At 69.0% G+C, this 18032-nt stretch carries 22 protein-coding genes; 14 read left to right on the forward strand and 8 right to left on the reverse strand.

Translation table 11 applies throughout. From position 1 onward, the window contains the following. Window positions 1-2: 2 nt before the first annotated feature. The 3 genes from AC1DSC_RS19575 to AC1DSC_RS19585 are packed head-to-tail and all read right to left on the reverse strand — an operon-like array spanning window position 3 to window position 2335. Window positions 3-1106: a M14 family metallopeptidase gene (locus tag AC1DSC_RS19575; protein WP_015866421.1), complete on the reverse strand. Its 1104-nt coding sequence runs from the start codon at window positions 1104-1106 to the stop codon at window positions 3-5. A 38-nt stretch (window positions 1107-1144) separates the two neighbouring features. Next, window positions 1145-1810: a glutathione S-transferase gene (locus AC1DSC_RS19580; RefSeq protein ID WP_478131908.1), complete on the reverse strand. Its 666-nt coding sequence runs from the start codon at window positions 1808-1810 to the stop codon at window positions 1145-1147. 57 nt (window positions 1811-1867) lie between these two features. Continuing rightward, on the reverse strand, window positions 1868-2335 hold the full coding sequence (locus AC1DSC_RS19585) for a Fur family transcriptional regulator (RefSeq protein WP_015866419.1): 468 nt from the start codon (window positions 2333-2335) through the stop codon (window positions 1868-1870). Between the two features lie 110 nt (window positions 2336-2445). On the opposite strand from AC1DSC_RS19585, the gene AC1DSC_RS19590 reads away from it, so the two are divergent. The 7 genes from AC1DSC_RS19590 (at window position 2446) to AC1DSC_RS19620 (ending at window position 7676) form a co-directional block, all read left to right on the forward strand. Beyond that, window positions 2446-3117: an alpha/beta hydrolase gene (locus AC1DSC_RS19590; RefSeq protein ID WP_015866418.1), complete on the forward strand. Its 672-nt coding sequence runs from the start codon at window positions 2446-2448 to the stop codon at window positions 3115-3117. Beyond that, the gene (locus AC1DSC_RS19595; RefSeq protein ID WP_015866417.1) at window positions 3114-3413 is read left to right on the forward strand and encodes a putative quinol monooxygenase; all 300 of its coding nucleotides are present in this window, start codon (window positions 3114-3116) and stop codon (window positions 3411-3413) included. Before AC1DSC_RS19590 ends, AC1DSC_RS19595 begins: the two co-directional genes overlap by 4 nt. A 120-nt stretch (window positions 3414-3533) precedes the next feature. Then, window positions 3534-5090 carry a glutamate--cysteine ligase gene (gene gshA, locus AC1DSC_RS19600; RefSeq protein ID WP_015866416.1) on the forward strand — a complete coding sequence of 519 codons (1557 nt, stop codon included), beginning with the start codon at window positions 3534-3536 and terminating at the stop codon, window positions 5088-5090. 180 nt (window positions 5091-5270) lie between these two features. Beyond that, a complete protein-coding gene (locus tag AC1DSC_RS19605) occupies window positions 5271-5651 on the forward strand; it encodes a response regulator transcription factor (protein ID WP_369663150.1) in 381 nt (126 codons plus the stop codon). Window positions 5652-5757: 106 nt separating this feature from the next. Then, a complete protein-coding gene (locus AC1DSC_RS19610) occupies window positions 5758-6681 on the forward strand; it encodes an SDR family NAD(P)-dependent oxidoreductase (RefSeq protein WP_015866414.1) in 924 nt (307 codons plus the stop codon). Window positions 6682-6784: 103 nt separating this feature from the next. Continuing rightward, window positions 6785-7216 (forward strand): nuclear transport factor 2 family protein, encoded by a 432-nt coding sequence (locus tag AC1DSC_RS19615; protein ID WP_015866413.1) that lies wholly within the window; start codon window positions 6785-6787, stop codon window positions 7214-7216. Next, window positions 7206-7676 carry a MerR family transcriptional regulator gene (locus AC1DSC_RS19620; protein WP_015866412.1) on the forward strand — a complete coding sequence of 157 codons (471 nt, stop codon included), beginning with the start codon at window positions 7206-7208 and terminating at the stop codon, window positions 7674-7676. Before AC1DSC_RS19615 ends, AC1DSC_RS19620 begins: the two co-directional genes overlap by 11 nt. Here the strand turns inward: AC1DSC_RS19620 and AC1DSC_RS19625 are convergent. From AC1DSC_RS19625 to bamE, 3 genes are all read right to left on the reverse strand, one after another. After that, complete coding sequence (locus tag AC1DSC_RS19625) at window positions 7663-8022, reverse strand: HPF/RaiA family ribosome-associated protein (protein WP_015866411.1); 360 nt, start codon at window positions 8020-8022, stop codon at window positions 7663-7665. The genes AC1DSC_RS19620 and AC1DSC_RS19625 overlap by 14 nt on opposite strands. Window positions 8023-8121: 99 nt before the next feature. Beyond that, on the reverse strand, window positions 8122-8550 hold the full coding sequence (locus tag AC1DSC_RS19630) for a CBS domain-containing protein (protein ID WP_015866410.1): 429 nt from the start codon (window positions 8548-8550) through the stop codon (window positions 8122-8124). A 145-nt stretch (window positions 8551-8695) separates the two neighbouring features. Further along, complete coding sequence (bamE, locus tag AC1DSC_RS19635; protein WP_015866409.1) at window positions 8696-9295, reverse strand: outer membrane protein assembly factor BamE domain-containing protein; 600 nt, start codon at window positions 9293-9295, stop codon at window positions 8696-8698. Between the two features lie 176 nt (window positions 9296-9471). Here bamE and ylqF point away from each other — a divergent pair, with 176 nt between their 5' ends. The 4 genes from ylqF to AC1DSC_RS19655 are packed head-to-tail and all read left to right on the forward strand — an operon-like array spanning window position 9472 to window position 12087. Then, entirely contained in the window at window positions 9472-10434 is a 963-nt protein-coding gene (gene ylqF, locus AC1DSC_RS19640) for a ribosome biogenesis GTPase YlqF (RefSeq protein WP_015866408.1), read from the forward strand. After that, on the forward strand, window positions 10431-11042 hold the full coding sequence (locus tag AC1DSC_RS19645; protein ID WP_015866407.1) for a Crp/Fnr family transcriptional regulator: 612 nt from the start codon (window positions 10431-10433) through the stop codon (window positions 11040-11042). The genes ylqF and AC1DSC_RS19645 overlap by 4 nt, the downstream gene beginning before the upstream one ends. A gap of 54 nt (window positions 11043-11096) precedes the next feature. Continuing rightward, window positions 11097-11606: an anthrone oxygenase family protein gene (locus tag AC1DSC_RS19650; RefSeq protein WP_015866406.1), complete on the forward strand. Its 510-nt coding sequence runs from the start codon at window positions 11097-11099 to the stop codon at window positions 11604-11606. A gap of 31 nt (window positions 11607-11637) precedes the next feature. Further along, window positions 11638-12087, forward strand: a complete 450-nt coding sequence (locus AC1DSC_RS19655; protein WP_015866405.1) for a Fur family transcriptional regulator — start codon at window positions 11638-11640, stop codon at window positions 12085-12087. Window positions 12088-12105: 18 nt separating this feature from the next. On the opposite strand, the gene AC1DSC_RS19660 is transcribed toward AC1DSC_RS19655, so the two are convergent. Further along, window positions 12106-13734, reverse strand: coding sequence for a DUF4139 domain-containing protein (locus AC1DSC_RS19660; protein WP_015866404.1), 1629 nt, complete (start codon window positions 13732-13734; stop codon window positions 12106-12108). A 220-nt stretch (window positions 13735-13954) separates the two neighbouring features. Between AC1DSC_RS19660 and AC1DSC_RS19665 the strand changes: the two genes are divergently transcribed. Then, window positions 13955-14374, forward strand: a complete 420-nt coding sequence (locus AC1DSC_RS19665; protein ID WP_015866403.1) for a PaaI family thioesterase — start codon at window positions 13955-13957, stop codon at window positions 14372-14374. Here the strand turns inward: AC1DSC_RS19665 and AC1DSC_RS19670 are convergent. Next, complete coding sequence (locus AC1DSC_RS19670; protein ID WP_015866402.1) at window positions 14310-15551, reverse strand: acyltransferase family protein; 1242 nt, start codon at window positions 15549-15551, stop codon at window positions 14310-14312. The genes AC1DSC_RS19665 and AC1DSC_RS19670 overlap by 65 nt on opposite strands. 130 nt (window positions 15552-15681) lie before the next feature. Between AC1DSC_RS19670 and AC1DSC_RS19675 the strand changes: the two genes are divergently transcribed. Together AC1DSC_RS19675 and AC1DSC_RS19680 are read left to right on the forward strand one after the other, a co-directional pair. Beyond that, window positions 15682-16587, forward strand: a complete 906-nt coding sequence (locus AC1DSC_RS19675) for a LytTR family DNA-binding domain-containing protein (protein WP_012748717.1) — start codon at window positions 15682-15684, stop codon at window positions 16585-16587. Between the two features lie 176 nt (window positions 16588-16763). Next, window positions 16764-17966 (forward strand): ammonium transporter, encoded by a 1203-nt coding sequence (locus AC1DSC_RS19680; RefSeq protein WP_012748716.1) that lies wholly within the window; start codon window positions 16764-16766, stop codon window positions 17964-17966. Window positions 17967-18032: the final 66 nt, after the last annotated feature.

Consider the following 18032-nt stretch of genomic DNA (forward strand, 5'->3'; position numbering starts at 1 on the left):
AATCAGGCCTTCTTCAGGCCCTGCAGCGTCTGCAGCAGCACCACGCGCGTCTGGCCCAGCACCATGCCCTTCCATTCGTCGTTGTCGCAGTAGAAGGCATCGCGCAGTTGCTGGCGGATTTCGCGCTTCTGCGCCTCGGGCGCCTCGGGATGGCGCCGCAGCCAGGTGTCGGCGCGCAGGCGGGTCAGCACCTCGCTGTCGGGCAGCGTGCCGAACTCCAGGCCCATGGGCGCGATGCTCGCATCGGGGCACTCGTCATAGGCAATGGAGACCACCGGCCCCGACACGTCGGCCGAGGCCGAGTCGCCGGCAAAGGGCGCGAACACGTCGGCGCCCCACCAGGCATGCGCCTGCGCAAGGTCGGCCGGCGCATTGCGGCCCGGGTAGATCTTCTCGCCATGGCCGTAGGGGCCGAGGCCGGTGTGGATGTCGATCCAGCCGATGTGCGTGGCCGACGCGGCATAGCTGCGCAGGATGGCGCGCATCGTGCGGTTGCTCCACGAGGGCGCGGTGCCGCCGTAGAACAGGCCGTCGGGCGAGCTGTACTGGCCCCGGGTGACGGCCGCGCGGAAAGCGCGCATGCCGTGCTTTTCGATGTAGGCCGCCATGGCGGCATCGTCGGCGGCAGTGGGCGGCCAGCTGGCGGGCAGCACCAGCGGCTCGACCTCGGCGTACTCCGCATTCACCGGCAGCGGCACGCCGAAGTCGATGTGGTTGCGGTTCAGGTCGATGTTGTCCTCGTTGGTGCGGTGCAGGTGCGAAAAGCCGTGGGGGTTGACCGCATGCACCAGCAGCAGCGCCACGTCCGCTTGTTGGAGCCGCCCCAGCAGGTCGGCGTCGTGCAGCGTGGCAAGCTGCGCGCCCGAGCCGCAGAAGCCCTCGGGGCCGTGCGTGCCCGAGGTGACGAGCAGCAGCTTCTTCGCATCCCTGGCGCCGATCAGCGCCACGTCGGTCGCCAGCTCCTCGCCGAGCGCGCCGCGGTGCGTCGGCAGCACGAAGGATTCGACCGCGGCGCCGCGCATTGCCGCGGCATCGAGGAACTTGGCGCGCGCCTCGGCGTACGTGCCCGAGAAATGGCGGGTGGCGGCGGTGGAGGGGGTGTACATGGGTGAAGGGCTCCTGTGCGTGGATGTAGGGGATGCTGTCAGGCCGGCGGGTAGGCGGCGCCCGCTTCACCCGGGGCCCAGGGCGCGTACTTGTGCATCGCGCGCTCGAACAGCGGCGAGGTCGTCCAGCCCGCGAGCCAGGCGCGCAGCAGCGGCCAGGGCTGGCTCTCGAACCATGCGGGCTCGACCATCGCGAACTGCCGCACGAAGGGCATGACGGCGGCATCGGCCAGCGCCGCGCGCGCGCCGAAGAGCTGCGGCCCGGAGCCGCTGGCGAGCCGGGCTTCCAGCTCCAGCAGGAACTGCGCACCCAGTTCGCGCGCAGTGCCGGCGGGCGCGTCCGCGAAGCGGCCCGGGTACTTGTAGCGGTCGAGCTGCGGCTTAAAGTGGTTGTCGCACGCGGCCACGAGCGCGAGCATGCCGTCGAGCGTGCCCGCCTCGGGTGCGAGCCAGCGCAGCGGATCGTTGCGGCCCAGCGCCCACCGCATGATGTCCAGGCTTTGCCCCAGCACGGCGGCATCGGGCAGCACCAGCACCGGCACCGTGCCCTTGGGCGAGGCGGCGAGCATGTCGGGCGGCTTGTTCTTCAGCACCACTTCGCGCAACTCGCAGCGCTCGCCGCTGGCGGCCAGGGCGAGCCGGGCACGCATCGCGTAGGGGCAGCGGCAAAAGCTGTAGAGGATGGGCAGGCGAGGGTCTTGCATCGAGCGCAGGAGTCTATGCGCGCAACCTGGCCGCATGGGTGCCTGGCGCCTGCTCCCTCAGCCCCTGCATTCCCCGCAGGTGCCGTGCAGCGTGAGCGCGGTGTGGCGGGTGTCGATGCCCTGCTTGCGCAGCTCGCGGCCGAGCCGGCTCATCACCTTGGGCAGCTCGGGATCGGAGGGGAGCGCGAGCACCTTGTGGCACTGGTCGCATTCGAAGGTGTTGCCCGAGGCGGCTTCCACATGGCGCGAAAAGCGGTTGACGCGGTCCGCACCCACGCGGCGGTCGCACAGGCCGGCGTCGACCAGGCGGTCGAGCACGCGGTACACCGTGACGCGGTCGGGCGCCTCGCCGGTGGCCGTGGTGTAGGCGGCCACCACGTCGTCGTGCGTGAGCGGCTGCGAGGCGTGCTCCAGCAATTCGAGCACGGTTTGCGCGGCGCGCGTCACGCGCAGACCGCTGCTGCGCAGCAGGGTTTCGCTGTCGGGCGTCGTCGCGGCAATGGGGGGCTTCGGATGCGGGCTCATGGGTTTTCCGTGGAACCGACATTGTGTTGCATTCCGTGAGCCCGCGCCCCGGGCGGCCCGAATGCGCTAAGGTCTGGTTTTTCGCGTTTTTTGAATACCTTCTACCGACCATGTCCAGTTCCCCGATCGAAATCGAGACCGCTCCCAATCCCACCGCCACGGTCATCGTGATGCACGGCCTGGGCGCCGACGGGAACGATTTCGTGCCGATTGCCAACGAGCTCGACCTCTCGAGCGTGGGCCCGGTGCGCTTCGTGTTTCCCAATGCACCGGTGATCCCCGTCACCATCAACGGCGGCTACCGCATGCCGGCCTGGTACGACATCGCCGTGGCCGACCTGGTGGCGCGCGAGGACGAGGCGGGCCTGCGCCGCTCGCAGGCCGCGATCGAGGCGCTGATCGCCAGCGAGAAGGCCCGCGGCATCGCGGCCAACCGCATCGTGGTGGCGGGTTTCTCGCAGGGCTGCGCCATGGCGCTGATGACGGGCCTGCGCCACACCGAGCGGCTGGCCGGCATCGTCGGCCTCTCGGGCTACCTGCCGATTGCCGCCACGACCGCGGCCGAGCGGCATGCGGCCAACCACGACACGCCGGTCTTCCTGGCCCATGGCCGGCAGGACCCGGTGGTGCCGCTCGAAGCGGCGCTGCGGTCGCGCGACGCGCTCGCCGCGCTGGGCTATGCCGTCGAGTGGCATGAGTACACGATGGCGCACTCGGTCTGCATGGACGAGATCGCCGACCTGAACCGCTTTCTTCTGCACGTACTGGAGACAAAAAAATGATCCTCGTCATCGGACACGCCATGGCGAAACCCGAAACCCTGCAGGCGATGCTGGCCATCAGCGTGGAGCACGTGCTGCGCTCGCGCACCGAGCCCGGCTGCATCTCGCACGAGGTCAGTGCGGACGTGCAGCAGCCGCTGCGGCTGAGCTTCGTCGAGCGCTGGAGCGACATGGCGGCGCTGAAGGCGCATTTCCGCGTCGAGGCGTCGCGCGCCTTCGGCAAGGCGCTGGCCGCCATGGCCGACGGCACGCCGCAGATCTCCATCTACCAGTCGGAAGAGATCGAGCCCGCATGAGCCAAGCTATCAAAACAATAGCGGCGCGCAGCATAGCGGATGGCGGGATTCCCTGCACGAGCAGCGCCCGCGCGGCCGTGCTACCTTCCAGCCCCTCAGAGATTGACGGGTCATAACAATATGAGCAGCAGATTGCAGGAGAGGCTGGGTGCGCTCTCAGCCGCGCGGTTGAAGGGCATGCGGCGCGGCATCGAGAAGGAAAGCCTGCGCGCGCTGCCGGACGGCAAGCTCGCGCTCACGCCGCACCCGCTGGCCCTGGGATCGGCGCTGACCCATCCGCACATCACCACCGACTTCAGCGAATCGCAGCTCGAGCTCATCACGGGCGTGCATGCCAGCGCCGAGTCGGCGCTGGAGGAGCTCACGCGCGTCCACCAGTTCACCTACCGCGTGCTCGACTCGCTCGGCGACGAGCGCCTCTGGGTGTCGAGCATGCCCTGCGGCCTGCCGACCGACGAGACCATTCCCATCGGGCGCTACGGCTCCTCGAACGTCGGGCGCGCCAAGAGCGTCTACCGCATGGGGCTGAGCCACCGCTACGGGCGGCGCATGCAGACCATCTCGGGCATCCACTACAACTGGTCGCTGCCCGACGTGTCGAGCGAACAGTATTTCGCGCTCATCCGCAACTTCCGGCGCCATGCCTTCCTGCTGCTGTACCTGTTCGGCGCTTCGCCCGCGCTGTGCTCCAGCTTTGTCGCGGGGCGCCCGCACGAGCTGCAGCCGCTGGGCGACGGCAGCATGTTCATGCCGCACGGCACCTCGCTGCGCATGGGGCGCCTGGGCTACCAGAGCGACGCCCAGGCCTCGCTGGCCGTGAGCTACAACAGCCTCGAGGGCTACGGCGCCTCGCTGCAGGACGCACTCACGCGGCCCTGGCCGGCCTACGAGGCCATCGGCATCCGCAACCTCGGCGGCGACTACAACCAGCTGGCCACCAGCCTGCTGCAGATCGAGAACGAGTTCTACGGCACCATCCGCCCCAAGCGCGTGATCCACTCCGGCGAGCGCCCGCTGCATGCGCTGCGCGAGCGCGGCGTCGAATACGTCGAGGTGCGGCTGATGGACCTCGACCCCTTCGAGCCCGTGGGCATCAATGCCCAGACCATGCGCTTTCTCGATGTGTTCCTGCTGCAGTGCCTCCTGAGCGACAGCCCGGCCGACACGCCCCAGGAAATCGCCGAACTGGCCCACAACCAGCACCTCACGGCGGCGCGCGGACGCGAGCCGGGCCTGCAGCTCTTGCGCGGCGGCCGCGAAGTGGGCCTGGCCGACTGGGGCATCGAGCTGGTCGAGCAGTGCCGGCCCATTGCCGCCGCGCTCGACGCCGCGAGCGGCGGCACGCAGCATGCCGATGCGGTGCACGCCGCACTGGCCGCGCTGCAGGACCCCGGCAGCCTGCCTTCGGCGCGGGTGCTGGCGGCGGTCGAAGAGCAGCATGGCAATTCCTTCATCGGCTTCGTGCGCGCGCAGGCGGAGCAGACCCGCGCCACGCTGCTGGCGCTGCCGTTCTCGGCCGAGCAGCAGGCCGAATTCGAGCGCATGACCGAGGAATCGATCCAGGAGCAAAAGCGCATCGAGGCCGCCGACACGATGCCGTTCGAGATCTACCGGGAGCAGTACGTGTCCCCCGCGCGCCTGGGAATCGGGCGCGGGCGGGTGGCCGTCGCGGCCTGAGCGCCCGGCGCGTCCCACTGCCACACGGCCCGCCTGACGACAGGCGCGAAGCGCGATGGCCTACAGGCATTGGCCGGCATCGCCCACCGTGGCCGCCGCTGCCGGGGCGACCATGGGCGGCATGCAACCCGCCAGCTTCAGATTTCGATTCCGGCCCATGGTTCGGCCGGAGATTGCGGCATGACTTTCAAGGCCTACCTTGTCGAGGACAGCCCGCTCATTCGCGAAAACCTCGTCGGCTTCCTGCACGACGTGGCCGACGCGGACGTGGTGGCCTGCGCCAGCAGCGAGGAAGAAGCCGTGCACTGGCTCGACCATCACCGCGACGAATGGGACCTGACCATCGTCGATCTTTTCCTGGAGCACGGCAACGGCCTGGGCGTGGTCCGGGCCTGCCGCCACCGCGCGGCCAAGCAGAAGGTCGTGGTGCTGAGCAACTACGCCACCTCCGAGATGCGCCAGCGCTCCGCGCAGCTGGGCGCCGATGCCTTCTTCGACAAGTCCGCCGAGCTCGACCAGCTGGTGGCCTACTGCGAAACGCTGCGTCACGCGCGCGACTGAGCCCGCTTCCGGGCGGTCCCGCCGGGACGCCTTTCTGGGGTAAAACGCCACGCGGCCGCCGTGGCGGCCTTCGGCACACCCATTCCCAAGGAAAGAAAGCAGCGAGATGAGCAACAGCACCATCGACTTCAAGGGCCGAGTGGCCATCGTGACCGGCGCGGGCGGCGGCCTGGGCCGCCAGCATGCGCTGGCCCTGGCGGCGCGCGGCGCCAGGGTGGTGGTCAACGACCTGGGCGGCGCCCGCGACGGCTCCGGCGGCTCGGTGAGCGCGGCGCAGGCCGTGGTCGACGAAATCGAGGCCGCGGGTGGCGAGGCGATGGCCAACGGCGCCTCCGTCACCGATTTCGAGGCGGTGCAGGCCATGGTGAAGCAGGCGGTCGACGCCTGGGGCCGGGTCGACATCCTGGTCAACAACGCCGGCATCCTGCGCGACAAGAGCTTTGCCAAGATGGAGCTTGCCGATTTCAAGCTGGTGGTCGACGTGCACCTGATGGGCGCGGTGAACTGCACCAAGGCCGTCTGGGCGCTCATGAACGAGCAGAAATACGGCCGCATCGTCATGACCACCTCGTCTTCCGGCCTCTACGGCAACTTCGGCCAGAGCAACTACGGCGCGGCCAAGCTTGCGCTGGTGGGGCTGATGCAGACGCTGAGCATCGAAGGCGCAAAGAACGACATCCGCGTCAATTGCCTGGCGCCGACCGCGGCCACCCGCATGACCGAGGGGCTGATGCCGCAGGAAGTGCTGGACGCGCTCAAGCCCGAGGCCGTGGTGCCCGCCATGCTGGTGCTGGCGGCCGAGAACGCGCCGAACCGCACCATTCTCTGCGCCGGCGCCGGCACCTTCGAGGCCGCCCACATCACGCTGACGCAGGGCGCCTGGCTCGGCATCGGCGCGGACACGCCCGAGCAGCTGGCTGCGCGGCTCGCCGAAGTGACTTCGCGCGAGGGCGAGATCGTGCCGCAGAGCGGCTCGGCCCAGGGCAGCAACGAGGTCGGCAAGGCGATGGCGAACGCCCGCAAGGGCTGATCCGCCATCCGGTCCATGGCCGCTTGACCTCGAGTGCACTCGAGCATTTCCAATGGATTCACCGGGCCTTCCGGTTTCATTCATCCATCCGGGGAAAGCAGCCATGAACACGACAGACGACAGCAGGGCGCTGGTGCAGCGCATCCATTCCGAACTGGACCAGGGCAACGGCCAGTTCTTCATCGACAGCCTGGCCGACGACGCCCGCTGGACGCTCGAAGGCAGCACGCCGTGGTCGCGCACCTATGCGGGCAAGGTCGCGATCCGCGAAGAGCTGCTCAAGCCGCTGTTCGCGCAGTTTGCGGGCCCCTATGTGAGCAGGACCGAGCGCATCATTGCCGAGGGCGACCGGGTGGTGGTGCTGTTCAGCGGCGACGTGCCCACCCGGGCCGGCAAGCGCTACAACAACCGCTACTGCTACATCTACCGCATCGAAGGAGGCAAGGTGAAAGAGCTGACCGAGTACTTCGACACCGCACTGGTCGAGCGGGCGCTCGAGGCGCCGCCGGCTGCGGTTCCTGCCCATGCCGGCTGAGGGCGGCACCCCATTCCACATCGGTGAGCTGGCCCAGCGCACCGGCCGCACCGTGCATGCCATCCGCTGGTACGAAACGCAGGGCCTCGTGCCCGGCGTGGTGCGCGACGAAGGCGGGCGGCGCCTGTACGGCGAGCTGCACGTCGGCTGGCTCGACCTGATGGACCGGCTGCGCCGCACCGGCATGTCGATTGCCGAGATGCGCGAATACACCGCGCTCGCGCTGCAGGGCAAGGCCACGCTGCGCCAGCGCCGCGACCTGCTGGCCGCGCACCGCGCGCGCGTGGCCGAGACCATCGCGGATTGGAACCAGGCGCTGTCGCTGGTCGAGCGCAAGATCGATTTCTACGACGACTGGATGCAGAGCGGCCACAGGCCGCCGCTGCTGCCCGCCGAAGCGCCGCGCGCGCCGCCGCCCGGGCAGAAAAGGCGCGGCGGCCGGCCGCCTACTCCGCGATGAAGCCCGTGTCCTTGCGGATCGAATCGCGGTCGCGGTGGTTGTTCAGGCGGCCCAGCGTGTTGTCGAGCAGGCGCTTGAGCTTGTCGGCCGCGCCGCGGAAGGCCTCGTCGAGGGTGGTGGCGTGCTGGGTGACGGCCAGCGGCTGGTGGTGGGCCAGGCGCGCTTCCATCACGCAGCACTTGTCTCCGCCGCCGGCCTTGTCGTGGTTCTCGTCGCTCAGGTGCACTTCGACGCGGGTGACGTCGTCGACGAAGCGGCCCAGCTGCTGCTTGATTTCCGCATCGGCCCAGCGCTCCAGCGCATCCTTGTTGTTGATGCCGTTGCTCGTGTTGACCTGGATCTGCATTGTCTTGTCCCTGATGATGGATGAACGAGCCTCTACTGTGCACCCTGAACGCCCCGGGTACGCGTAGCGTGTTCCCCAACCCCCGGGACGAGGCGGGATTCAGCTCTGGATATAGGTCGTGAGCTGGGCGATGGTTTCCTCGTGGTCGGCAATGATGTCGTCCATCAGGTCCTGGATGGAGATCATGCCCACCACCTTGGCGCCGTCGACCACCGGCAGGTGGCGGAACTTGCGCTGGCTCATCAGCGCCATGCAGGCGCGCGTGCGGGTCTGCGGGGTCACGGTCATCACGTCGGGCGTCATGATCTCGGAGACCTTCATCTCCTTGGAGTTCTTGCCCTGCAGCGCCACCTTGCGGGTGTAGTCGCGCTCGGACAGGAAGCCCACCAGCCGGTCGCCGTCCATCACCATCAGCGCGCCCACCTCGAAGCGCGCCAGGGTGGCCAGCGCATCGAACACGCTGGTGTCGGGCGAGGTGCGCCAGGCCGCGGAATCGTGGCGCTTGAGCAGTTCGGAGACGGGTTTCATCGCGGTAGCTCCATCAAAAAGTTTGGCTCGGGCCGGCGCGTCCATGCGCCGCACTCGGTCAAATGATAGGGGCGGAACCGTCCCCCGCGATGCAAAAACCTCTAGGGGATTGCGCGCGCCGCACCGCGACGCGCGCTGAAGCGAACTAAGGTGTTGCTGCGAGCACGCGGCTGAGCGCCACCGGGTCGCCTACCACGGCCTTGACCAGGCCCTTGTCGTCGAAGCTCACTTGGTACTCCGACCAGCTGTCGCGCCAGTAGCGCCAGATGGGCGCATCGAGGCTGGGGTTCTCGCTGGCCACCGGGTAGCCGATGGCCATCAGCACCTGTTCGCGCGTCATGCCGGGCGCCACCTTTCCGGCCATGATGGCGTCGCGCACGGCGGGTGCGAAGGCCGCCATCTTCTGCTTCGGGTCCTGGGTCACCACGTAGCGCTGCGCGAAGTCGATCAGGGTGATGTTGCGGCTGTAGTCGTTCTTGATGCGCTGGGGCTTGCCCGCGAGATCGAGGTTGAACCAGCGGAAGTCGTAGCCCGTGATGCGCGCCGGCGTGCCCACGGCCACGATGCTGGTGCCCTGCTCGTCGTAGTTGATGTCGCTGATCGAGTTGCCGTAGGTGCGCATGTTGCAGCACAGGTAGCCGCTGACCAGCGGGCCCGGCGGCGGCGAGGGACGCTGGGCATGGACGACGGTCGCGGGAACGACGGCGGCTGCCAGCAGGGCGGCAGCGGCAAGGCGCTTGAACATGGATTTCCCTCGGTATTTATTGAAAATGGCTGCGCATGCAGCGCGCGGATTCTAGAGGGCGCGGTGCGCCCGGGCACAGGCAAAATGGGCCTGCGCAGCTACACAAAGCCCACAATGCGCACCCGGCCTTCGGGCCCGCACCTTCCCCCACAGAGCGAAAGAAAGAACACCCATCGATGGCGATCCAGTGGTTCCCCGGGCACATGTACACGACCCAGAAGGCCATCACCGAGCGGGTGAAGGACATCGACGTGGTCATCGAGCTGCTCGACGCACGCCTGCCCGGCTCCAGCGCCAACCCGATGCTGGCCGAACTCACCTCCGGCCGGCCCACGCTCAAGGTGCTCAACAAGCAGGACCTGGCCGACCCGGCGCGCACGGCGCTCTGGCTTGCGCACTACAACGCGCTGCCCGCCACGCGCGCCATTGCGCTCGACGCGAGCCTGACCACGCCCGCGCAGGCCATCGTGCGCGCCTGCCACGAGCTTGCGCCCAACCGCGGCGGCATGGCCAAGCCGATGCGCGTGCTGATCTGCGGCATTCCGAACGTCGGCAAGTCGACGCTCATCAATACGCTCACCGGCAGCCGCAAGGCCAAGACCGGCGACGAGGCCGGCATCACCAAGCTGGAGCAGCGCATCACGCTGGCCGACGACTTCTACCTGTGGGACACGCCCGGCATGCTGTGGCCGCGCATCGTGGTGCCCAAGAGCGGCTACAACCTGGCGGCCAGCGGCGCCGTCGGGCGCAACGCCTTCGACGAGGAAGAAGTGGCGCTGGAGCTGCTCAACTACCTCAAGACGCACTACGCGGCCGGCATCACCGAGCGCTTCAAGCTGGCCGAGCTCGATGCCGCGGCCATTGCCGCCATGAAGGACGAGGAAGTGCTCGACGCCATCGGCCGCAAGCGCGGCGCGCTGCTGGGCAAGGGCCGCGTCAACCTGCAGAAGGCGGCCGAGATCGTGATGCACGAGTTCCGCGCGGGCAACCTCGGGCGCGTCACGCTCGAGACGCCCGAGGAGTTTGCGCAGTGGCTCGCCGAGGGGCTGCGCGCCGATGCGGAGCGTGCGGCAAAGAAGGCGGCGCGCGGAAAGAAGGGCAAACCCAAGCCTGAGGCCGCGCCCGAACAGGACGCATGAGACCGACGGGCGCCGAATCCGCAGGCCACGCATGGGCGCTGGCGCTCGAGCGGCGCTTCCCGGAACTGGCGCCTGCCGCGCTGGCTGCACTGGCCGGCCAGGCGCAGCGCACCACGCTGGCGGCCCACGCCACGCTGCTGGCGGCCGGGGAGCCGTGGCAGCATGCCTTCTGGGTGGAGCAGGGGCTGCTGCGGCTTTTCTACATCGACAGCGAAGGCCGCGAGTCGAACAAGAACTTCCATGCCGAGGATGCGTTCATCTGGCCCGTGACCGAGCTGCTGCGCCGCGAGCCCGCAGCCTTCTTCATTGCGGCGCTGGCGCCGGCCATCGTGTGGCGCCTTCCGTATGCCGCGCTCGAAGCCGCCGTGGCGCACCTGCCTTCATGGACCGCGCTGCAGCTTCATGCGCTGGCGGGATTGCTCGACGACAAGATGCGGCGCGAGCAGGTCTTCCTGCAGTGCACCGCGCGCCAGCGCTACGAGGCGCTGCTGCGCGAGCGGCCCGAATGGACGCAGCGCATTCCGCTGCGGCACCTGGCGTCGTACCTGGGAATGACCGATGTCTCGTTGTCGCGGCTGCGCGCAGGCATGGGGCTTAACGACGGTTAAGGCGCGCTCCAGGCTGGGCTGGAACACTGGGGCTTTCCGTGAGGGGACACCGCCATGTTCCGTTTCTCGCCGACGGCCCTGCAGCTCGGGCTGCACGCGCTCGCCGTCTTCTGGCTGGGCCTGATGGCCGGCTTCTTCTGGACCTACAGTGCCAACGTCAACTTCGCCACCCTGCAGATGGACGGCAGCACCTATGCGCTGGTGCAGTCCGCCCTGAACCGCAACGTGCGGCACGCGATGTTCTTCGGCTTCTTCTTCGGTCCGCCGCTGTTCTGCGCGCTGGCCGTGCTGGCGGCGTGGCCGGCGTGGCGCGAGCACTGGCTGTGGTGCCTGGCGAGCGCCGGGGTGCTGTATGCCCTTGGCATCGTGCTGTTCACCGCGCAGGTCAACCTGCCGCTCAATGCCTATACCGAATCCTGGAATCCATGGTCGCTGCCGCCCGACTGGGCGCAGACGCGCGAACGCTGGAACGCGGCGAACCTCTGGCGCACGTGGGCCAGCGCGGCGGCGTTCGCGCTGGCGCTGGCCGCCTTGTGCATGCGGGCCAATCGCTGCGCTCGCTGAACGGGTGGCGCCCGCCCACTATCATCGAGGCATGCAACGCCTCACGCGCCAACGCAACGCGGTCTTCTCGGCCTTCAGCGACACCGGCCTGGTGCTGACCGCACCTGAAATCCTCGAGCGCGCCCGCGCCATCGTGCCCGAGATCAGCCTCTCCACCGTGTACCGCCAGGTCTCCATGCTGCTGGCCGACGGCGAGATCGCCAAGGTCGAGCTGCCCGGCGAGCCGGCGCGCTACGAAGTGGCCTGCAAGCCCGATGCGCACCGCCATTCGCACCAGCACGGCGAAGAGGCCGACCATCACCATCACTACTTTCACTGCAGCAGCTGCGGGCAGGTCTTCATGCTGCATGCCTGCCCCGGGCCGATGACCGATCTTGTGCCCAAGGGCTTCCAGGTGAAAAGCCATGAAGTGACGCTGCACGGCGTGTGCGCGGCCTGCGCCGGTGCCGCCCGCAAGGCGCGGTCGCCCAAGGCCCACTGACGCCCAGCGGCAGGCAGGTCAGCGCATCTGCAGGCGCGCGTCCTTCGGGTAGCTGATGCTGTAGTCGGCCGCGACGCGCGCGGTCTTTCCGGGCTCCAGGTCGACGCGCCACATGGCAAGCCCGGGCTGCTTGTTCCAGGCCAACTCGGCCGGCTGCGGCGAGAACTGCGCGGCCACGCGCACCTGTTCGTCGACCGAGACGGGGGCCGCCTCGAGCACCTGCACCGCGATCGGCGTGCGGTGGCGGTTCTCCACCACGTAGGCGCGCTGCACCTTGCGCTCGGCGCGCGAGCCGGCAAAGCCGCCCGTGCCCTGGCTGTCGTTCTCGGGCTCGGCCTGCACGCGCACCAGTTCGTCGCGGCCGAAGGAGAGCGTGAGCCTGGCGTCGCTCGGCGCGCTCCACCGGCCGCTGCCGACGAAGTTGCCGTCGCGGTAGAGCTGCAGCGCACCGGCCGGCCATACGCCGGCCGGCTGCGCGAGCTCGGCCACCAGGAACGCGCTGGCATCCACGCGCGGGCTGGTGCGGGCCGCGAGCTTGGCCGTGTCTTCGTGCTGGCCCAGCGCCAGCGTCACGCGCTGGCCGCTGGAGGGCACGTCGATGCTCTGCGGCACCGCGAATTCGGTGGCAAAGCTGTTGTCGAACACGTTCACGTCGAACAGGGGCTGCGTGGCCTCGGCCATGGCAAGCCGGTCGGCGGATGCGGCGGGCGCGGCGGGCGCCGGCGCCATCATCGCGGCCATGCCTCCCTGGACACGCGGCGGCGGCTCGATGCCGATGCGCCACGCCGTGGGCGTGCGGCCCGCGGTTTCGCGGCGCGGCTGGCCGGTGGAGAGCACCAGCTTCACGCCGCGCCAGTCTTCGCCCGTGGCCTGCGCCACCAGCGCCTGGCGTTCGATGCGTACCTTGCTCGTGGCGGTGTCGAGCAGCGCGCGGTAGCTGGGCGTCCAGCCGGGGCCGGCGACCTGGTAGCTCAGCTTCACGTCGGCATCGGCGCTGGCGGCCAGCGTCACGGTCACGGCCATCACCTGTGCGCCGTGGCCTTGCGAGCGCTTGCGTTCGGCCAGCAGCGGATTGAGCTGCCGGTCGATGTCGGCCTGCCTGCGCTGGATCTGGTGCTGCTTGAGCAATGAGTCCTGCCCGGTGCGGCGCATCGCCTCGGCCATGGCCGCGAGGTTGCGTGCATCCATCGGCGCGCGGGCGCCCTGGGCCGATTCGCCGCTGCCGCCCGAGAGGCCTTTGAGGTAGCCCGTCACCATGCCCAGCGCATCGGTCTCGGCCTGCAGGGCGGCCTTCTGGTCTTCCAGTTCGCGGATGCGGCCGTCGAGCGCGCTGGTGGCGCAGCGGGGCGACAGTTCGCGCGCCTCGCTGAGCACCGAGGCCTCGCCCACGCGCACCGATGCGCCGGCCGACACCTGCAGGCTCTGCACGTCGAGGCCCGCGGGCAGGCAGGCGAAGGTGACCGACCGGCTGCCGGCCGCCACCCGCGCGACGCGCTCCACCGTGGCGCTGCCGGGATAGACCTTGACCTGGGTGATGCGCGAGTTGTCGGCTGCGGCTTGCGCATGGGCGCCGGCGCTTGCCGCCAGCCAGGCAGTGGCGGCGAAGGTGGCACGGAGAAGAAAGAAGGCGGAGGAGGGTGCTTGCATGGAGAACCTTCGGAAGTGGATGGATGGCTTGTCTCCACTCATACGGCCGGGCTCGTCCAACGGGGTTAAGCCATCGCGAAGTTTTTTGAGGCGGGCGTTGCTGTCGCCAACGCAACCGCGGCGCCGCGGCCGGTCGCGCGCGCGACGAGGCATGGCGGCTGCGCTTCGTAGAGTGGCTCGTGCGCATCGCCCGTGCATTTCCGCTCCAAGGAGACCTTCCATGCTCGACACCATCCAGGCCATCAACAAGACCGCTGCCTTCAACCGCTGGGCCGGCTTCGAGGTCACGCGCGCCGCCGACGGCGAAGCCGAATTGCGCATGCAATGGCGCGAGGAAGACATGGGCCAGTACGCCGGCTTCCTGCATGCCGGGTTGATCGGCGCCATGCTCGACACCGCCTGCGGCTTCGCGGCCGCCACGGTGGCGGGCCGCGTACTCGCCTCGCACTTCTCGGTGAATTGCCTGTCGCCCGCGCTGGGCCGTGCCTTCATCGCGCGCGGCAAGGTGGTGAAGGCGGGGCGCAAGCAGGTGTTCACCACCGCCGAGCTCTATGGCCAGGGCGATGGCGACAGCCTCAAGCTCGTGGCGACGGGGACTGCCATCCTGGTTCCGGTGGAAGCGCCTCCGCCCGCAAAGTGACTGCGGTCTTGGCGCTGGCGCGCCGGCGCTTGAGGCCGAACAGCGGCCGCAGCCCGTTGAAGCGGCGGATCAGCCCGTCGTTGAGCAGCCAGCAGCCCACGATGGTCAGCGCGACCAGCAAGGCCGGCTCCAGCACCGGCCCCAGCGCGAGCGGAGCCAGCAGCGCAACGCCCGCGATGATCAGCGTCTGGTGCAGCACGTACCACGGGTACACCGACTCGTTGGCCCAGCGCAGCCAGGGCCACGGACGGTTCAGGTGGCGGTGGCCGTGGCCCAGGATGGTGGCGACCGCCAGCCACAGGTAGAGCATGCGCAGGGCGTCCATCGGTACGCCGGAGGGCGGGCCCTTGACGCCGAGCCGCAGCACGATGAAGGCGGTGATCGCCGCCGCGGCCAGCGCCAGCGACACCCACCGCAGGCGTTCCAGTTCGCGCCACACGCCCGTGTCCACGCCCATCCAGTAGCCGTAGAGGAACACGGTGAAGTAGATGCTGTGCAGGTGAAAGTCGCGGACCAGGTTGTGCGTGGGCGGAAAGTGCCGCGCCAGCAGCATCGTCCAGACCAGCAGCGGAAGCGCCGGCAGGAGCAGCAGCTTCCAGCCGCGCAGCCCGTTGAATCGGCGGCGCATCCACTGGCCGGCGGGTGACCGCCACAGCGGCAGCGTGAGCGCGATGAGCGCCGTGTAGCTGAACAGGTAGGGCAGGTACCAGAGGTGGTTCCAGGTGATGCCGAACTCCGCGCCGTCGAAGGCCGCCTTCGGCCACGGATCGCCCATCGAAAGATAGCGCAGCAGGAAGGCACCGAAGCCCGGCGCCACCAAGCCGCTGGCCACGCCCTGGGCATAGGCCTGGTAGGGCACGACCACCGCCATGCCGAAGGCCAGCGGCAGCATCAGCCGCACGCCGCGGCTGCGCAGCAGGCTCCAGGTGCCTTGGCTGCGGCTCAGGAAGCCCAGCGACACGCCCGAGACCAGGAACACCAGGTCCATGCGCCAGAGGTTGAGCATGCGCATCGGCCACTGCAGCCATTCGGCGGCATGCGGGCTCTTGAGGTGCCAGGGCCAGTCGGCCACGTAGTACATCGCCACGTGGTACAGGATGACCAGCAGGAAGGCCAGCGCGCGCAGCGCGTCGATGTCGTGCCGCCGGTCGGGCAGGGTGGATGCGGTTGTGCTCATCGGCCGATGGTTGCGTCCATCCGCGGCGCACGGCCTGCCCGCGGGACGGATCGCGGGCCTTTTGTGACGAGCGGTGCCCTGCAGGGACGAAATTCGCCCGCCCGGTGCGGGGATCGCGAGAATCCCGGGCATGGCAGATTCCCGGAAGAACCTGTACGAGCGCTACGAACCCATCCGCCGCCGCGTGGAAGTGGGCTTCTGGATCGTCTTCATGGCGCTGCAGGCGGTGTTCAACACCACCGTCGCGCTGGTCGACGCGCGCGACCGCGCCGTGCCGCGCGCCGCCTGGGAAATCGTCACCTGGGAGGTGTCGAGCCACCTCGTGCTGCTGGCGCTGGTGCCGGCGGTGGTGGCCATCCAGCACCGGCTGTCGCCGCTCGCACGCACCCACCTGCTGCGCTACCTGGGCTGGCACCTGGCCGCCAGCGTGGTCTTCAGCGTGGTGCACGTGGCGGCGATGTTCGCGCTGCGCGCGATGGTCTACGCGGCGGTTGGCGAGCGCTACGACTTCGCGGGCTGGACCGGGCGCTGGGGCTACGAATACCTGAAGGACGTGCGCGCCTACCTGTCTATGGTGTTCGGCATCTGGGTGTACGGCGTGTTCATGCTGCGGCTGCAGGGCGAGGCGCGCGTGCTCGACCCGCCCGAGGCGGCGGCGGCAGCGCCGGCCGAGCCCGCCGAAGCCCATCGGGCTGCCGCGCCGCCCGCGCGCCCCGAGCGCTTCCTGGTGCGCAAGCTGCGGCGCGAGTTCCTCATTGCCGCGAGCGACATCGACTGGCTCCAGGCCGAAGGCAACTACGTCGGCCTGCACGTCAACGGCCACGACTACCTGCTGCGCGCCACGCTCACCGATTTTCTGGCGCAGCTCGACCCCGCCCATTTCGTGCGCGTGCACCGAAGCCACGCCGTCAACCTCGGCCGCATCAAGGAAATCGAGCCGCTCGACGGCGGCGATGCCCGGCTGCACATGCACGACGGCAGCACGGTGCCCTGCAGCCGGCGCTATCGCGAGGCCTTGCGCGCCGGGGCAAGCTGACCCGGGCGGTGCGTCGATCCGTCCTGTTCCGGTGCGGCTCTGCACTGAGAAGGCTCATTTCCCTCCGTGACGCACCACTAGAGAGCCTTCAGGCACCATTTTTGCTTTCTTGCGGCGCTGCCCCGAGCAATTCGGGTGCACGCACCAATTCAAACCAAAAACTGCAAGAAGCTCCAATGGACGCACTCAAACAGGGCGCAGACGCGCTGTTCATTCTTCTCGGCGCGATCATGGTGCTGGCCATGCATGCCGGTTTCGCCTTCCTGGAACTGGGCACCGTGCGCAAGAAGAACCAGGTCAATGCGCTGGTTAAGATCCTGGTCGACTTCTCGGTCTCGACCATCGTGTACTTTCTGGTGGGCTATGGCGTGGCCTACGGCACCCACTTCTTCGTGGGCGCCACCGAGCTCGCAGCAAAAAGCGGCTACGAACTCGTGAAGTTCTTCTTCCTGCTCACCTTCGCGGCGGCCATTCCGGCGATCATCTCGGGCGGGATTGCCGAACGTGCCAAGTTCTGGCCGCAACTGATCGCTACCGCGGTCATCGTCGGCTTCGTCTATCCGCTGTACGAGGGCATTGCCTGGAACAAGGCCTTCGGCATCCAGGCCTGGATCGCTTCGGCCACGGGCAGCGAGTTCCATGACTTTGCCGGCTCGGTGGTGGTGCACGCGGTGGGCGGCTGGCTCGCCTTGCCGGCCGTGCTGCTGCTGGGCGCGCGCCGCAACCGCTACCGCGGCGACGGCTCGCTGAGCGCGCATCCGCCGTCGAACATTCCTTTTCTGGCGCTGGGGGCCTGGGTGCTGTGCGTCGGCTGGTTCGGCTTCAACGTCATGAGCGCGCAGAGCATCGACAAGATCTCCGGCCTGGTGGCCGTCAACTCGCTCATGGCAATGGTCGGCGGCACGCTGGTTGCGCTGGCGCTGGGCAAGAACGACCCCGGCTTTGTCTACAACGGCCCGCTCGCCGGTCTCGTGGCCGTGTGCGCGGGGTCCGACCTGATGCATCCGCTGGGCGCGCTGGTGGTGGGCGGCGTGGCCGGGGCCATCTTCGTGGTGATGTTCACGCTCACGCAGAACAAATGGAAGATCGACGACGTGCTCGGCGTCTGGCCGCTGCACGGCCTGTGCGGCACCTGGGGCGGCATCGCGGCCGGCATCTTCGGCACCCAGGCGCTCGGCGGCATCGGCGGCGTGAGCGTCTGGGCGCAGCTCATCGGCACCTTGATGGGCGTGGCGTGGGCGGCGCTGGCCGGAGCGGCGGTGTACGGCGCGCTCAAGGCGACGATGGGGCTGCGGCTCACGCAGGAAGAGGAATACGACGGCGCCGACCTGTCGATCCACCACATCTCGGCGACGCCGGAGCGTGAGGTGAACTGGTAGGCCGGGTTCCTGCAGGACCGGCCTGCCTGGGCTATTCTCGGCGCCCCTTACAACCGCCGAGGAGTA

Source organism: Variovorax sp. 01N425, assembly GCF_056399465.1.

What these genes read in the sequence shown, in the direction of transcription:
- AC1DSC_RS19630 (WP_015866410.1), bottom strand. Translation starts at nt 8,550, where the DNA reads ATGAAACCCGTCTCCGAACTGCTCAAGCGCCACGATTCCGCGGCCTGG.
- AC1DSC_RS19615 (WP_015866413.1), top strand. Translation starts at nt 6,785, where the DNA reads ATGAACACGACAGACGACAGCAGGGCGCTGGTGCAGCGCATCCATTCC.
- AC1DSC_RS19620 (WP_015866412.1), top strand. Translation starts at nt 7,206, where the DNA reads ATGCCGGCTGAGGGCGGCACCCCATTCCACATCGGTGAGCTGGCCCAG.
- AC1DSC_RS19585 (WP_015866419.1), bottom strand. Translation starts at nt 2,335, where the DNA reads ATGAGCCCGCATCCGAAGCCCCCCATTGCCGCGACGACGCCCGACAGC.
- AC1DSC_RS19660 (WP_015866404.1), bottom strand. Translation starts at nt 13,734, where the DNA reads ATGCAAGCACCCTCCTCCGCCTTCTTTCTTCTCCGTGCCACCTTCGCC.
- AC1DSC_RS19650 (WP_015866406.1), top strand. Translation starts at nt 11,097, where the DNA reads ATGTTCCGTTTCTCGCCGACGGCCCTGCAGCTCGGGCTGCACGCGCTC.
- AC1DSC_RS19595 (WP_015866417.1), top strand. Translation starts at nt 3,114, where the DNA reads ATGATCCTCGTCATCGGACACGCCATGGCGAAACCCGAAACCCTGCAG.
- bamE (WP_015866409.1), bottom strand. Translation starts at nt 9,295, where the DNA reads ATGTTCAAGCGCCTTGCCGCTGCCGCCCTGCTGGCAGCCGCCGTCGTT.
- AC1DSC_RS19675 (WP_012748717.1), top strand. Translation starts at nt 15,682, where the DNA reads ATGGCAGATTCCCGGAAGAACCTGTACGAGCGCTACGAACCCATCCGC.
- AC1DSC_RS19625 (WP_015866411.1), bottom strand. Translation starts at nt 8,022, where the DNA reads ATGCAGATCCAGGTCAACACGAGCAACGGCATCAACAACAAGGATGCG.
- ylqF (WP_015866408.1), top strand. Translation starts at nt 9,472, where the DNA reads ATGGCGATCCAGTGGTTCCCCGGGCACATGTACACGACCCAGAAGGCC.
- AC1DSC_RS19645 (WP_015866407.1), top strand. Translation starts at nt 10,431, where the DNA reads ATGAGACCGACGGGCGCCGAATCCGCAGGCCACGCATGGGCGCTGGCG.
- AC1DSC_RS19680 (WP_012748716.1), top strand. Translation starts at nt 16,764, where the DNA reads ATGGACGCACTCAAACAGGGCGCAGACGCGCTGTTCATTCTTCTCGGC.
- gshA (WP_015866416.1), top strand. Translation starts at nt 3,534, where the DNA reads ATGAGCAGCAGATTGCAGGAGAGGCTGGGTGCGCTCTCAGCCGCGCGG.
- AC1DSC_RS19590 (WP_015866418.1), top strand. Translation starts at nt 2,446, where the DNA reads ATGTCCAGTTCCCCGATCGAAATCGAGACCGCTCCCAATCCCACCGCC.
- AC1DSC_RS19610 (WP_015866414.1), top strand. Translation starts at nt 5,758, where the DNA reads ATGAGCAACAGCACCATCGACTTCAAGGGCCGAGTGGCCATCGTGACC.
- AC1DSC_RS19665 (WP_015866403.1), top strand. Translation starts at nt 13,955, where the DNA reads ATGCTCGACACCATCCAGGCCATCAACAAGACCGCTGCCTTCAACCGC.
- AC1DSC_RS19605 (WP_369663150.1), top strand. Translation starts at nt 5,271, where the DNA reads ATGACTTTCAAGGCCTACCTTGTCGAGGACAGCCCGCTCATTCGCGAA.
- AC1DSC_RS19670 (WP_015866402.1), bottom strand. Translation starts at nt 15,551, where the DNA reads ATGAGCACAACCGCATCCACCCTGCCCGACCGGCGGCACGACATCGAC.
- AC1DSC_RS19575 (WP_015866421.1), bottom strand. Translation starts at nt 1,106, where the DNA reads ATGTACACCCCCTCCACCGCCGCCACCCGCCATTTCTCGGGCACGTAC.
- AC1DSC_RS19655 (WP_015866405.1), top strand. Translation starts at nt 11,638, where the DNA reads ATGCAACGCCTCACGCGCCAACGCAACGCGGTCTTCTCGGCCTTCAGC.
- AC1DSC_RS19580 (WP_478131908.1), bottom strand. Translation starts at nt 1,810, where the DNA reads ATGCAAGACCCTCGCCTGCCCATCCTCTACAGCTTTTGCCGCTGCCCC.